Annotated in this window: 11 protein-coding genes; 5 read left to right on the forward strand and 6 right to left on the reverse strand. The window is 43.1% G+C overall.

What is annotated here, in order from left to right:
• Positions 1-25: 25 nt before the first annotated feature.
• Positions 26-526 carry a DUF1801 domain-containing protein gene (locus EHO57_RS05730; RefSeq protein ID WP_135646099.1) on the forward strand — a complete coding sequence of 167 codons (501 nt, stop codon included), beginning with the start codon at positions 26-28 and terminating at the stop codon, positions 524-526.
• Between the two features lie 68 nt (positions 527-594).
• Here the strand turns inward: EHO57_RS05730 and EHO57_RS05735 are convergent, their stop codons facing one another.
• From EHO57_RS05735 to EHO57_RS05760, 6 genes are all read right to left on the reverse strand, one after another.
• Positions 595-1,830: a lipase family alpha/beta hydrolase gene (locus EHO57_RS05735; protein WP_135646098.1), complete on the reverse strand. Its 1,236-nt coding sequence runs from the start codon at positions 1,828-1,830 to the stop codon at positions 595-597.
• Between the two features lie 132 nt (positions 1,831-1,962).
• Positions 1,963-2,313: a CsaA family protein gene (locus tag EHO57_RS05740; RefSeq protein WP_135646097.1), complete on the reverse strand. Its 351-nt coding sequence runs from the start codon at positions 2,311-2,313 to the stop codon at positions 1,963-1,965.
• Between the two features lie 65 nt (positions 2,314-2,378).
• Positions 2,379-3,512 carry a hybrid histidine kinase/response regulator LvrB gene (gene lvrB, locus EHO57_RS05745; RefSeq protein ID WP_135646096.1) on the reverse strand — a complete coding sequence of 378 codons (1,134 nt, stop codon included), beginning with the start codon at positions 3,510-3,512 and terminating at the stop codon, positions 2,379-2,381.
• 1 nt (position 3,513) lies between these two features.
• A complete protein-coding gene (locus EHO57_RS05750) occupies positions 3,514-3,957 on the reverse strand; it encodes a response regulator (protein ID WP_135646377.1) in 444 nt (147 codons plus the stop codon).
• A 3-nt stretch (positions 3,958-3,960) separates the two neighbouring features.
• Entirely contained in the window at positions 3,961-5,994 is a 2,034-nt protein-coding gene (locus EHO57_RS05755) for an ATP-binding protein (protein ID WP_246050545.1), read from the reverse strand.
• 228 nt (positions 5,995-6,222) lie between these two features.
• Positions 6,223-9,363, reverse strand: a complete 3,141-nt coding sequence (locus tag EHO57_RS05760; protein ID WP_135646094.1) for a SpoIIE family protein phosphatase — start codon at positions 9,361-9,363, stop codon at positions 6,223-6,225.
• A 173-nt stretch (positions 9,364-9,536) separates the two neighbouring features.
• On the opposite strand from EHO57_RS05760, the gene EHO57_RS05765 reads away from it, so the two are divergent.
• From EHO57_RS05765 to rdgB, 4 genes are all read left to right on the forward strand, one after another.
• The gene (locus EHO57_RS05765; RefSeq protein WP_246050547.1) at positions 9,537-11,105 is read left to right on the forward strand and encodes a hypothetical protein; all 1,569 of its coding nucleotides are present in this window, start codon (positions 9,537-9,539) and stop codon (positions 11,103-11,105) included.
• On the forward strand, positions 11,102-12,346 hold the full coding sequence (locus EHO57_RS05770; protein WP_135646093.1) for an acyltransferase family protein: 1,245 nt from the start codon (positions 11,102-11,104) through the stop codon (positions 12,344-12,346). The genes EHO57_RS05765 and EHO57_RS05770 overlap by 4 nt, the downstream gene beginning before the upstream one ends.
• A 202-nt stretch (positions 12,347-12,548) precedes the next feature.
• Positions 12,549-12,887, forward strand: a complete 339-nt coding sequence (locus tag EHO57_RS05775) for an STAS domain-containing protein (RefSeq protein WP_135646092.1) — start codon at positions 12,549-12,551, stop codon at positions 12,885-12,887.
• Entirely contained in the window at positions 12,884-13,471 is a 588-nt protein-coding gene (rdgB, locus tag EHO57_RS05780; protein WP_135646091.1) for an RdgB/HAM1 family non-canonical purine NTP pyrophosphatase, read from the forward strand. Before EHO57_RS05775 ends, rdgB begins: the two co-directional genes overlap by 4 nt.
• Positions 13,472-13,473 lie beyond the last annotated feature (2 nt).

Below are 13,473 nucleotides of genomic sequence, written 5' to 3' on the forward strand. Positions count from 1 at the left end.
TTGGAAGTGAGTCAGGATTCACCGTATGCCCGCAAAGAAGAAATCAACTCCTCGTCCTAAAAAGTCCTCTCCCAAGAAAGTTGCCCCAAAGAAGACCTCTTCTCCCAAAAAGAAGACAGAGATCAAGTACAGCGATAAATCCTCAGGACAACCGGAGTTGGTTCGCATCTTTACGGAGCTAAAAAGACTGATCCTGCCCTATCATAAGGGAAGCATACAGCTCCGGGGAGATTCAGGCGGGCAATTCAATCTCGTCAGCGAGAAAGAGATCAGTGTCGTCGGCAAAAAGAAGCCTGAAGTATTTTTTGCCACTCTACTCGTTCAGAAAGGATATGTAGGCTTCTATTTTATGCCCGTATATTCCGATCCAGATGTAAAGAAACAGGTCCCGAAAGAGCTGCTGAGTTGCTTAAAAGGCAAAAGCTGTTTTCATATCAAGAAAAGCGACCCTCTCCTTTATTCTCAGATCGAGGAAATTCTACAGATCGGTTATGATAAGTATAGATCCAAGAATTGGGTAGATTGAGTACCAGCACCGCTCTCGGATCGATAACAACTCGAAAGAACAATCCTTAAGATCGGAATATCAAAGAGTTATTCTTTCGATCCGAAGATCTCTAAGAAATATTCTCTTAGCTCGGTCGAGGGCATGATCTGATAATGTGAAAGCCCTTTTAAGCCTCTTACTCTTCCTTCCGGATTTTCCTTCTTTCTGAAAACAGAATCACTAAGCAGAGTGAGACTAGGTTGCTCTACGATCCCATCCCCAATCCAAGAGGACCAAGGATTCTCCTCTTCGGCTACGAAACTATAGATCTGATAGGCGTCTATATCATCTAGTTCCCCGAAATATTGCGGCTTCCAGTACCGGGAAAGATGGGATCCGCTCTTCCAATCTTGCTCTCGGATAATACCGTGAGAAAGATCCTTCATGGCGTCGCTTCTCTGGTTCCCGATATATCCGACTAATTGTACGGGAAATACGGGCAGGGATTCCGCACCTAGACCCAACCAAAATCCGATCTTTTCAATATAAGAACCCCCGTCCGGAGAACTAATAAATAATACTTTCTTAATATAAGAAGGAAGAGGATAGGTCTGTTCTTTAGCGAGATTCAAAGCACTCCTAAAGATCAGTCCTCCCTGGCTATAACTCAAAACGTCTAGCTTAAACTTTTGGATCTCCGAATCCTCTAAGATCTCCCGCATTAGATCAAGTAAACTGGAACCGTTGTCGGAGATATGGGACCCTGGATTGAATCTGAGATAAAAAGGATAGTATCCTTCCTCCAACACCACATCTGAAAAAGAGATTTCCGATTCTGTTTTCCAAAGGCCCTCATCGCAAAATAATCCGGGCACGCAAAGGATCGGTTTTTGAGAGCCGGACTTCTTCCAATCTGCTAAGACCTCTTCTACACTCACATCTTTTCCCTCTAAACGAAAAGAAGGTTTGATCTCAGAAGTGGTGACTAGTCCGGCAAAGGATTCTCCCACGATACTGGAGACGGAAATATTCTCGAATAACTTCTTCTTTATAACGGAGTCAGCGTCGTTTAATGCCTGTAATGCGACATACATGGCCTCCGACGTGGATTCGAATGCCTTGGAGAGACCTTCTTCCGTTTTGCTTCCTGCTTCTTGCAAGGATTTGCCGGTATTGCGTAGGAATTCTTCTAGCTTAGTTCCCTTTACCAAAGGAGCCTCTGAGATTTGGGAAAGACTTTTAGCGCTCCATTCAAAAGAGCCTACGAGTGCAGCCTTGACTCCGGACAAGATCCCAAGAGAAGAATCTTTGGCGAAGGAGACTGCAAATTTTCCCAGCTTCATACTGGGTTCTGTGGGTTTATAAGGCATAGAGACAGCAAACAATACGGATTTTCGGGGGAAGGTCAAGAGGGAAAGAGAAACAGCGAGCAAAACTAGGCCTTTGCAGGAGGCCTAGTTTCAAAAATCCTTATATTAAGAAGCGAGGCGTGCGAAGTCGATGGCGTCGTTTTTAGTAAATTCCGCCTCATCTTCCATGAATCCGAGGAAAAGAGCCTGGGCTCTCATTCTCGCGACATTCGCGGAAGGATAGTCTAGGACGCAAAGAGCCTGCTTGGACAATAGATCCCCCTCTTCTCCAAGAGAAGGAAGAACCTCGCTGGATCTGCGGACTCCTACGGTTTGTCCAAAATCCAGGATTAGGCGATACGCCTTTTCTCCATGCTCAAGCACGAGTTCAAAACCGACCACTTTTCCGATCCTAAGATCCAGATCTGCAAACGGTTTTTCAGAAACCAAGTCTGTATATTCGGTAGATTCCATCATATCTTTAACCTTCGAGGAGGTAATTATTTGACAAAAAAATCACACGGTTAGTTCCAAAATGACTTCTAGACCGCAGGCAAATCAAGGAAAAATCTTGTGTATTCGTTGGGAACGCTTTCGAAAGAGAGAAAGCCTCCATGCTCTTTTACAATCCCCAAGCTGACGGAAAGTCCGAGTCCCGTACCTTTTTCTGCTCCTTTGGTTGTGAAGAAGGTATTGAAAATGGATTTACCTACTTCGGGAGGTATACCGGATCCTAAATCTTCGATAGTAATGCGGACCCATGCCTTGCCGGCGATTTCTTCGCGTTTGGCGTTTATTGAGATCCTCTTGTCCTCATTAAATGCCGGATAACGTTGGTTCAACGCATCGATCGCATTGTTGGTCAGGTTCAACAAGACTTGGAGGATCTGCCCTTCCTTACACAGAACGAAAGGAAGCTCAGGGTCTATGCGTAGATCCATTTGGATCAGACTCATCTTCAGTCTTTGTTCCGTGATCGCCCTGGTCTTCTTGATCAGATTGAACACGCTAACTGGTTCATACACCCCTTTTTCCTGACGAGCGAACCTAAGTAGATCCTTGACCATTTCGGAGATCCGTTCTCCTTCCTGCTTGATCTTAGAAGAGATCTTTTGGATCTTTGCCGGGTCCATCTCTCCTTTAGAGATCATCTGCGCGTAATCTATGATCGCCATGATTGGATTATTGATCTCATGGGCCATTGCTCCCGCAAGAAATCCCATTGCCTCGACTTTTTGGCTCTGTCTAAGCTGCTCTTCGATCTCGTATTTCTCCGCTTCGGCTCTCCTAAGAGCGTTATGCTCTTCCATCTCTTTGATGGCTCTTTTGAGTGCAGGCACGAGTTTGACCAAACGGTCTTTTAGTACATAGTCAGTCGCACCTCTTGTCAAGGTCTGGATGGCCGCATCTTCTCCGTATGTTCCCGAAACGAAGATAAATGGGGTCGCAGGGCATTTTTCCTTAGCGAGAGAAAGAGCGGACAATCCGTCGAAATTCGGTAATGAAAAATCCGAAAAAATAAAATCCGGTTTCTCTTCAACGATAGCCTTTATATATTCTTCTCTATCCTGAGCGTGTAGAGGGATGTATTCCACTCCCCCTTTTTTTAGTTCTCTTTGGATCAACTCCAAATCGGTCGGAGAATCTTCCAAAAAAAGGAATTTAAGTGCTCTCATATTAATGCACCGATTTATTTAATATACACCAATATTGTCCGATTTCAGATACTGTTACGATGAGCTTTTCGAATTCCACAGGTTTAATAATATAACTATTAACACCTAATTTATAACTTTCCACTATATCTTTTTCTTCCGCAGAAGAAGTGAGCATCACTACTGGGATCGTTCTCAGATTCTCGCTAGATTTAATTTCCTTTAACACTTCTAGACCGTCTACTTTAGGCATCTTCAGGTCCAAAAGTACAAAAAGAGGTCGTCCCGTGTTTTCACGATCCTTATATCTTCCTTTAGTAAACAAGAATTCTAACGCCTCTTCTCCATCTTTCACATGAAAAACTTGATTTACTAAATTATTTTTTCTAAATCCGCGAAGGGTCAACTCCGCGTCGTTCGGATTATCCTCCGCGTAAAGAATATCGTAATGTCCCGACTGATTCATCATTTAATCCTTGTTAGGTAATGTAAAATAGAATGTTGCACCTTCGCCTATTTTGCCCTCTGCCCGTACTTCTCCGCCATGACGTTTTATGATCCTGTCCACAATTGCAAGACCGATTCCCGTTCCTTGAAACTCTTCGTTAGAATGCAATCTCTGAAATACCTTAAAAAGCTTGTGAGTATACTGATTATTAAAACCGACCCCGTTATCTTTTACAAAAAAAGTCTTATCCTTCTCCCCGCTCAAATATCCGATCTCTACAGTCGGATGCTGGGACTTGGAAGAATATTTAAACGCGTTTGAGATCAAATTCAACCAGACTTGTTTTAGCATAGCACCGTCTCCCCTGATTATGGGAAGATCGGAAATACGAGTGTCTATCTTATCGTATTGATATTCTTGATTTATGATCTCTATCGCATCCATGACCATATGCTTCATGTCGACTCGATCCGCTTTCGGCTCCACTTTAGAAACCCGATAGAATCCGAGAAGATCGTCTATCAATTGTCCCATGAATTTGGAATTGGAAGCGATCACGTTCAAAAGACGAACGGCTTCAGGCTCCATCTTCGGAGCAAAATCCTCGAGCATGATCCTTGCAAAACCGTCCACTCCTCGGATCGGAGCGCGCAAATCGTGAGAAACGGAATAACTAAATGCTTCCAATTCCTTATTTGCATATTCTAATTTTTTAACATTCTCTTCAAGGTCTCGGTTCAGTTGGTTGATCAGGAATTCCTTTCGATTCCTTTCAGTCACATCCAGCCATTCCACAACACTACCTAGCCTTTCTCCCTTTTCGTCGATCACAGGGTCTGCGCTTAAATTGAATTCCCTTCCTCCTATGGAAATGGAACTTTTATGAGTGAAATTGAATGTAGAAAGGATATGTCTTTGTTTTTCCGGATGAACATGGAATGAGTCTATACAAGAACCCAGCAAGGATTCGGGAGAAAAATTCGGATATTCCGTTCTGATATTCTCCTTAGCTGCTTGGAACATATTCACTACGGATTTATTCGTATATACAACGTTTAGATCATTATCAGCGATCATGATATTGCTCGATACGCAATCTAAAGCTGTCTTGATCATGAGCATTTCCCTCATGTAGATCTCTTTTTCATTAGAGATCCCTTCCTCTAATGTAATGTCCGAAAGAAGGAATACTTTTCCCAAGTCCCTTCCCTCTCTGTCGTTCAATGTAGTTCCGTTTGCAAGAATGATCTGTTCTTCGGCAGTTCCAGGCTTCAGGACCAACTTGCCCTGCTTCGATTTTAGATTGTCTAAACTGATTAGCAGATCGGAAGATTCGGCAAGCAACTTCTCGGATTTATCATTCAGTAGGATCCTTGAGCCGGATTTGTCCAAGACAACAACCCCATCGGCCATATTATCCATGATCAATCCCAAGAGTGTATTCTTCTCGAAAAAATCAGTCTCCGTCTTTGCTCTTAGTTTATATTCGTTATTTAGGAATTTATATAGGACAACTAAGACAAATATATTAAATAAGAATGATATTCCCAGGATCCATTCTGCGATCATCATTTTAGTCTTGGAATCGGAAGACCGAATGACCAAAAGCTTACTTTCTCTTTGCTTCAAGTCTTCCGCTAAATGCTTCATTTCCTCTTCGACGGGAATGATCCGAGCCTTGATCCTTTCAGCGTCTCCCGGATGATCCAAGATCTCATGGATCAATTGGTCCCTTTTTAAGAATGCCTTTTCTATCTTGTTTAGAGTAAGCTGTTGTTCTACATTATCCCCGGTCTGGGCCTTTAATTCCTGCCAAGCCTCGATAGCGACTAACTTGGAATTTTCATAATTTTGGACATGTATCCGTTGGCGGGTAGAGACATAGGAGAGAAGATTGATCTCCGATTCCCGAATCGCGGCGGAAAGTTTCTCTAGTTTCGACAATATTCCGAAAGTATGACTTTCCCAGTCCTTGGATACAGCGAGGTTCCTGCTACTGATCCAGGAGGAGAATCCAATGATCAGGGCGAGAAATCCGGCCCCGATAAATCCCATTCTTAATTTCGTATTGTACGAGAGCATGAAAGTATGAGAACTCTTTCACGATCTTAGTGTGTATCGATCGATCGCCGAAAAAAGCCCCGCGCATTTTACTTTTTTTGACTTCGATTGGCAAGATATTTACACAATTTGGACAAAATTAATTTCCAAAGAAAAATTACGGCTAAATGTTTTGCATTAAGTCTCATTAGCCAAAAGAACTATTCGAAAAACTAGAGCTCATCACTCCCGAGTATCTAACATTTTTCTAATTTTTGTTACTTGAGAGTTATCCGGTTCCAAACGTTGTGCTTCTAGTATCAGATATTTCGCTCTTTCATAGTTCCTAAGTGAGATCGAAACGGAAGAAAGATTGATCAAATTCCGGACATTCGTCGGTTCTCTCAAAAGTAATCTCTCTCCGAAGTCCTGTGCCTTATGGAATTGTTTTGCTCTTCGTGCTGCGTAAGAAGCGATAAATAAAACTTCTCTGTCCACCGGTCGGATATTCAAATATTCTTCTGCGTAATGCGCAACTTTGGGATAATCCTTCAAGCGAATATGGAATTTCAATATTCCCTTCTTTACTTCCGGGAGCCTATTATCGAGCCCATCCGCCTCTTCCAAAAGAGTTAAAGCTTCCGTAATATTCTTTTCTTTTGCTTTCTCTTTGGCGTTTCTCATCAATTGGCGAATCTTTTCCTTCTCGCGGATCCGTTCCGGGATGCCTTCTTCTTTAAAGGAGATTCGGACCAAAGATAGGTCATCGGTCAGGCCACCAGTTCTTTTGATCGCCTCATAGATCTTCGTTAGATCTGCGCTTCCTTCTTCTATCAATCTTAAGAAGAGCTGCTCGTCGTTATTGATGATCCGGCCCCCCTCTTCGTCGTTACCTAGCAATAGATCATCCCGACCGTCCGAGCCTGCGACAATCACGTCGCCTGCTTGCAATTGAAAGGTCTTTACGGAGATCTTTCCTTCCATCCCCGTAGTTCCAAGCTTTCGGAACATCAGATCGTTTTCAATAAAGCTCGCCTTGCCGTCCCTGTATAGAGCAGTCCAAGGATGCTCCGCGTTGATATAATATAAACTTCCGGATTCTTCGTCTATGAGCCCGATCACCGAAGAAACCAACATGGAACCTTCGAAACTCTCGAAGACCTTATGAAGCTCTATGAATGCGTTCTTTAACCATCTTTCAGGAGATTGTTCCTTCATGGTTTCCACGATGCGGGTCCTTTCAATAATGGATTCGCATACCGCTCCTAAAACCAAGGCTCCACCGGCTCCTTGCATGGATTTTCCCATAGCGTCTGCGTTTAAGAAGACTGTATATTGTCTTCCCCGCAATCGGATCTGGTTGGCGATATTCATATCGCCGCCGATCTCGTCGTTGAATCTGCGGAAGCTGAACTTCTTCTTTTGCTCTAAAAGAAAATCCACTTTCACATTTTCAGAAGTAGCCTTGTTCGCTCCGAGAGGTTTGATCAGAAGGGAAGTAAGGAAATAATCACCGTCTTGCTGTTGCTTCAGTTCGTTTACTTCCGCAAGAGTCGCTTGGAGTTCCTTGGTCCTCTCCTCTACTTTTTCTTCCAATTCGTCCGCGTATTTTTGCAATCTCTTACGAGCCGCCTGGATACTTCTCGCCATCTTATTGAAAGATCTAGCGATGAATCCGATCTCATCCTCTACTCTAGGCACCAATCTATATTCGAGGTTTCCGGAATTTACTTCGGTCAATCCCACAACCACTTCGTCCATTGGCTTCACGATCGCATTTTGGAAGAAGAACCGGAAACCGAACACGATCACCATGAAGGTCCCTATCATGGACAATACCAAGATCAAAGAAGGATCGTGCTGAAAGAGCCTATAATCCCGATAATTAAATCCTACTTCGAAGATCTTGCCCTTTGGATCCGGAACGAAATAATAAGAGAGATACATTTTGGGTTTGGGATCTCCCACGGAATACACTCGGGTCCCTCTGTAGATCCTAGCTCCGGTAGGATGAATAGGAGAGAGCGGGGTCAAGACGGTTTTTAATACTTCCGCCGAAGGTCTTGAGGATTGCACTGCTCGTAGAGCGTCCTCGCGGACCAATGTGAGAGTTTCGGATAATCCCGGCTCTTCCGAACTTAATAAATTTTGAATGGATTTCAGATTGGAAGGATTCGGCAAACGAGAATACTTATTTCGAATTATATTCAGCTTTCTGTATATATTCGTAAAGTAGGCATCCATATCGGAATCGCTCACTTTTTCCTTCTTCTTGCTCTTCAGAAATCCACGCACTCCGTTCGCATATGCAGAGAATTCGGAAGGGGACTCATCCAAAATAGGTTCGGACTTCTTCAGCCTCTGGTCTGCAGATAAATTTCCCAAATTGCAGAGAAGGAGTTTCTCCCTTAAGAAACGGACTTCCAGCTCATCCTCTTTCTTAAAGCGAAGATCCTTAATCCCTCTCTCCGGATGAAATTCATTTTCCTGAGGATCGTAAGAAACGATATAAGCTAGTCCCTGAGAGTCCTTGTCCTCGGTGACGGAGATCTGGCTGTCCCTTCTTTTCATCTCATCGTAAGAATTCTCATAACCGTTCAAAATGGAATAACCCACGAGTTGGTAACATACGAAGAAGGTCGCGAGAGAGACTCCTACGATCCGACTCAGAATGGTTGTCCTTTCCTTAGTGGCATTCACGTACACGATCATGATCAGGAACAATCCGGTAACCATTCCGAGATTAAAGGATTGCTGGTAAGTTGCCCGGGCCACCGTTCCGTTCCGACTGAGAGCATTCAAAATTCCCGGGACAACCGTGATCACTGCATAGCTAAGAAGAATATAGATAACGGAACGCCTTTCTTTTCCGGTCTCAATGATCGCCTTCCAGATAGCGATCACCATATAACAGGCTTCGTAGAATAAAATGATGTATATAAAATATCCGTAAAATAGATTCGCTTCGTAATCCCAGTAATGGCTCCCAGGAACGAAAGAACGAGGAGCATTCCAACATTCTATCGCATAAAAGATCGCAACAAAGAGAACCCCCGCGTATAACAGCCAATAAAAGATCAAACCCGGGATGATGCCCTTCTTTCTAGGTTCCGGAAAATAAATAAAGAATCCTACAAGCTGAGTAAAGCTCATCAGAGGAGCGGTAGTCGTAATGAAACGATGGTAGATCGTTCCTTCTTCAAAAGAAATGAATCCCCAAGTATATCCTACGTTATGAAATACGGTGGTAAGAGCGCAGACTCCTAAATGAAAAGCAGCCTTACTTCTATCCTTGATCGTTAAGAAAAAGAAGGCGATATACAAGAAGAACAAAGAGATCAATATCGAACCGAAAGAATAGAAGTTTAAGAAAAACGGATCCATATCAAAGCGTTCCCAGGATTACGATCCCGGAAGCATAGAAGAATTATCTTGCTTCGAGCAAGCGTAATTTATTTCCAAAAGGAGTCGCTTTGGGGAGAAGAAAATTTTATCCTATGATTTCTCCGCGAAATCGGCCCGAACAGGCTTAAAGCACGTTCTAACGAAGAATCTACTTGACCGAGGAGTCGACTGCCAGATCTTTATTGGAAAACATTCGCCCTGTCATTTTTCCTTCATTCATGCAAGCCTTTCCTGAAAAGAAATTACCCCTTTCCATTCTATTCATTCCTGTTTTCTCATTGTTGGGTTACTTAGCGGCTAATTCCGCATTTTTCACGCAACCGTACCAAGAAATCGGGGATTACGCCGCCAACGCATTGCAAATCCTAAAGGCAGGTCAGTTCCAAGAAACCTTAGGAGCTTATTCTCGCTTTGTTGTGAACCATCCGGGTCCGATTACATTCTATTATCTTTCTTGGATGGAGAAGATCTTCTTCTTCGTAAAATCACCTCATGGAGCTCATTCCATCGGGATCGTTTTATACAATCTTGGCCTGCTCCTCGTAAGTCTTAAGATCCTATATAGTAGGACAGAAGACAATCGTTCTTCCGTATTTTTACTCATCGCCCTACTGATCGGGCTCATCCCATTATTGCCGGGGGCCTTCTCCAATATTTGGAGCCCTGGCGTCATCCTATTCCCCACATTATTGTTCTTACTCGCCTTAGCGGATTTTACAGGCGGATCGATCCGGAACTTCTTTTGGCTTACTCTTTCCGCAAACCTGATCGTCCAGAACCAGATCGTAGGGATTTCCTTCGTATTCCCTTTGCTCGCGATCGGAATATTCTATTTTTATAAAAGCTACGGATTTGCAGAATACAAGAGCAAAGAATTCCTGATCATTGTTTTCTGCTCCATCGCATTCACGATCGTATGCTGGCTCCCTCCCTTATTGGAAGAATTCTCTCACTCTCCGGGGAATATTACAAAAGTATTAACCTTAGCTCTAAAGAATTCGACCGTCCACAAGATAGGCCCGACTCTCTCTTATGTTCTATCCTACTATACCGCTTCCTTTTCTTTCTTAAAGGAGTTTCCAGCTCTTTTAGTAGTCGGTGTATTCTTCGGGATCCCTTTGTTCGGAAAAGACAGGCTCCAGGAATTCGACAAAAGACTCCTGACAGTTCTATTTTGGGCCTTCGGCCTTACTCTGTTCGGCGGGTTCAAGATGAAGGGAGGTCAGATCTCCCATATATACTGGTTCACTTATATAATAGCGGCCCTTCTCTATTATTTAAACATCAAGGTGTTTTTCGCCAAGATAGAGTTCCCAAGCAATAGATCTTTCTATTGGTATTTTGCAGTTCTATCCTTTCTCTGCTTTGCATTCTACGGCAAGAACCAGGAATTCAAATACGACGACAGAGTGGATAAATTCGTAGAAGCGATCTCTCCCCAAAAAGAGAACAAGTATAGGATCCTCTGGAAATCCAATGAAAAGGATTTCAAACAGGGAGACATCGGCATCGGGATCGTTCTCAAATTAGCAAGAGAAGGATACAGCTCCTGCCTGAATGAAGAATGGCATTTCCTAGTAAGGGACGCCTTTAGATGCTCGGATTCCGAACCTGCACACACAATTATATTAGAAACTCCTGATACAGAAAGCGAAACCTTCCAAACGATAAGCAAGGATTCCTTCGTATACAAATCAACAGCCCTAAGGATGACTAAATGAAAGAGTATTTCCTCGGAATATTCCGTTCCGACGATAAAGAAATAGCCCCGTTCAACGGGATCAGGACCATGTGCTTCTTTATGCTCATTTACGGGCATATGTATCGGAGCGTAGAGGTCTTCATTCCGGAGATCAATCCATACATGAGAAATTTTTTGGACAACGGTTCCACTTGTTTGGACATGTTCTTCAGTGTGAGCGGATTCTTGATCGCGACTCCTCTTTTCGCAGAGTTGAACAATAAAGGAACTATCAACTGGAAATTCTTTTATATTAAAAGATTCTTAAGGATCTTTCCTCCGTATTATGCGTTCTTAGCTTTGCAATACTTCGTCTTCATCCCGATCATGTTAAAAACTGCTACGCCTGAGATAGCTGCACAGATCGAAATATACAAAGGAAGGATCTGGTATGATATATTCTATCTTTCCGATTATTTGAAAGGGACAATGTTCCACGGTTGGTCCTTATCCTTGGAAGAACAGTTCTATATTATCTTTCCACTTTTTCTTTTGACCGTATTTTCCAAGGTGCCGGAAAGGTTCCGGCTAACCTTGCTAGTAGTTCTCACGATTATTCCCACTATTTATAGGGCAATCTTCTCCTATACGATCCTATTTAAAACGACCGGATCGGAAAGTGTAAACCTGTACAATACGTATTTCTACTATCCGTTCCAGGGACATATAGATTCCATTCTTTGCGGGATCGTATTCTCTTATATATTCAGTTTTCGTAAACATTGGCTGGAATGGCTATTTAAGTCAGGAAGACTCGGAACAGTTCTTCACCTATGCGTTTGGGCAGTCCTTGTTACCTATACGATCTTGGCAGAAGAATTCAAAATGAGCTTTCACCAGATCATTCGTTATCCGAGCTTCTCCATACTCTGGATCCTGATCTTTATTTTCACAATGCGAAAAGACGATCCGATCGGAAAGTTCCTCTCTTGGAAGGTATTCTTTCCATTCGCTAAGCTATCTTACTGCGCGTATCTGATCCATGTAGTGGCGATGGTCCCTCTTTCCAGAAAGCTTTTATTCGCAGATGGAAAATTAGAACAACATGAATTCCTATTATATACGATCCCTGTTGGGCTCTTCGTATTCTTCTGCGCGTATTTCTATTATCTGCTCACGGAAAGACCGTTTACCATTATCAAAGATAAACTCATCGCCAGATATAAAGCAAAGATGACCTCGCAAGTATTCAGAGATGAATTGAACAAGGCGACTTCATAAATGGAAGGTTCTTCTTGAACGAGTGAGGGAATCCGCTTCATTAGAGGGACATAAATCCTTTTTTTCTAGATTTGTTCCCGAAAATTACTCTAAGAGTGGTTTTTCGGGAATTTTATCGGAAAGATCCCACCATATCTTCCGAAAAAGCTGTTTTTTGCTTGCTATTAAAAAATCGAATATGCAAACAAGGTTCGTTACCCACATGGAAATAACCGTTCAAGGCGATATTCATATCATCAAAATTTCGGGGTCTATCCTCCAATCCGATAGCGAAGAATTGGATCGCAACCTAAGCGATCATAATTTTGAGCCTTCTCCTAAGATCATAATCGATCTTACCGAAGTGAGCCATATCTGCTCCACTGCTTTGGGTATCCTTGTTTCTTATAAGAAGAAGTTTAACTCCGCAGAGGGAGATATCATCATCGTAGTCAATGACGACGATCTTCTGCAACTTTTCGAGATCACGATGTTGGACAAAGTATTCAAAGTACTTCCGACCATTGACGATGCTTTCGACGAGTTCAAACTGGGAAATTGAAATCCCTAGTTATAGCCTCCAACAACTCTCATAAAGTTCGCGAAATTCGGGCCATCTTAGATCCTTTGGGGTTTAGTTTATCTACTCCAAAGGAATTGGGAATAGACTTCGGCCCGGAAGAAACCGGAATCACCTTCCAAGAAAACGCTCTCTTAAAAGCTAGAGATCTATATTCCCTTTCCAAACTTCCCTCTCTTGCGGACGACTCAGGTATTTGCGTGGATGCTCTGGGTGGAGAACCCGGCGTTTATTCCGCCAGATTCGGAGGAGAAGGTCTAGACGATGAAGGAAGAGCCCGCCTTCTACTCAGCAAAATGCAAGGAAAGAAGGATCGAAACGCAAAGTACGTCTGTGTGATCGCCTTAGTAACTCCGGAAGGAGAATATACTTTTGAAGGGGAATGCCACGGATTGATCTCCGAGGAGTACGAAACCAGTGGGAACGGTTTCGGCTACGATCCTATCTTTTACTACCCGCCCTTCTCCGCTCATTTCTCGCAAGTTTCAGACGAAAGAAAGAACTCAGTGTCTCACCGAAAGCTCGCCTTAGACGGCCTGGTGAAACACCTAAAACAATATTCCTAATT

The organism is Leptospira langatensis (genome assembly GCF_004770615.1).
Taxonomy (GTDB): domain Bacteria; phylum Spirochaetota; class Leptospiria; order Leptospirales; family Leptospiraceae; genus Leptospira_B; species Leptospira_B langatensis.

Coding starts and splice junctions, on each gene's coding strand:
- EHO57_RS05730 (WP_135646099.1), top strand. CDS start 26: ATGCCCGCAAAGAAGAAATCAACTCCTCGTCCTAAAAAGTCCTCTCCC.
- EHO57_RS05735 (WP_135646098.1), bottom strand. CDS start 1,830: ATGAAGCTGGGAAAATTTGCAGTCTCCTTCGCCAAAGATTCTTCTCTT.
- EHO57_RS05740 (WP_135646097.1), bottom strand. CDS start 2,313: ATGATGGAATCTACCGAATATACAGACTTGGTTTCTGAAAAACCGTTT.
- lvrB (WP_135646096.1), bottom strand. CDS start 3,512: ATGAGAGCACTTAAATTCCTTTTTTTGGAAGATTCTCCGACCGATTTG.
- EHO57_RS05750 (WP_135646377.1), bottom strand. CDS start 3,957: ATGAATCAGTCGGGACATTACGATATTCTTTACGCGGAGGATAATCCG.
- EHO57_RS05755 (WP_246050545.1), bottom strand. CDS start 5,994: ATGGGATTTATCGGGGCCGGATTTCTCGCCCTGATCATTGGATTCTCC.
- EHO57_RS05760 (WP_135646094.1), bottom strand. CDS start 9,363: ATGGATCCGTTTTTCTTAAACTTCTATTCTTTCGGTTCGATATTGATC.
- EHO57_RS05770 (WP_135646093.1), top strand. CDS start 11,102: ATGAAAGAGTATTTCCTCGGAATATTCCGTTCCGACGATAAAGAAATA.
- EHO57_RS05775 (WP_135646092.1), top strand. CDS start 12,549: ATGGAAATAACCGTTCAAGGCGATATTCATATCATCAAAATTTCGGGG.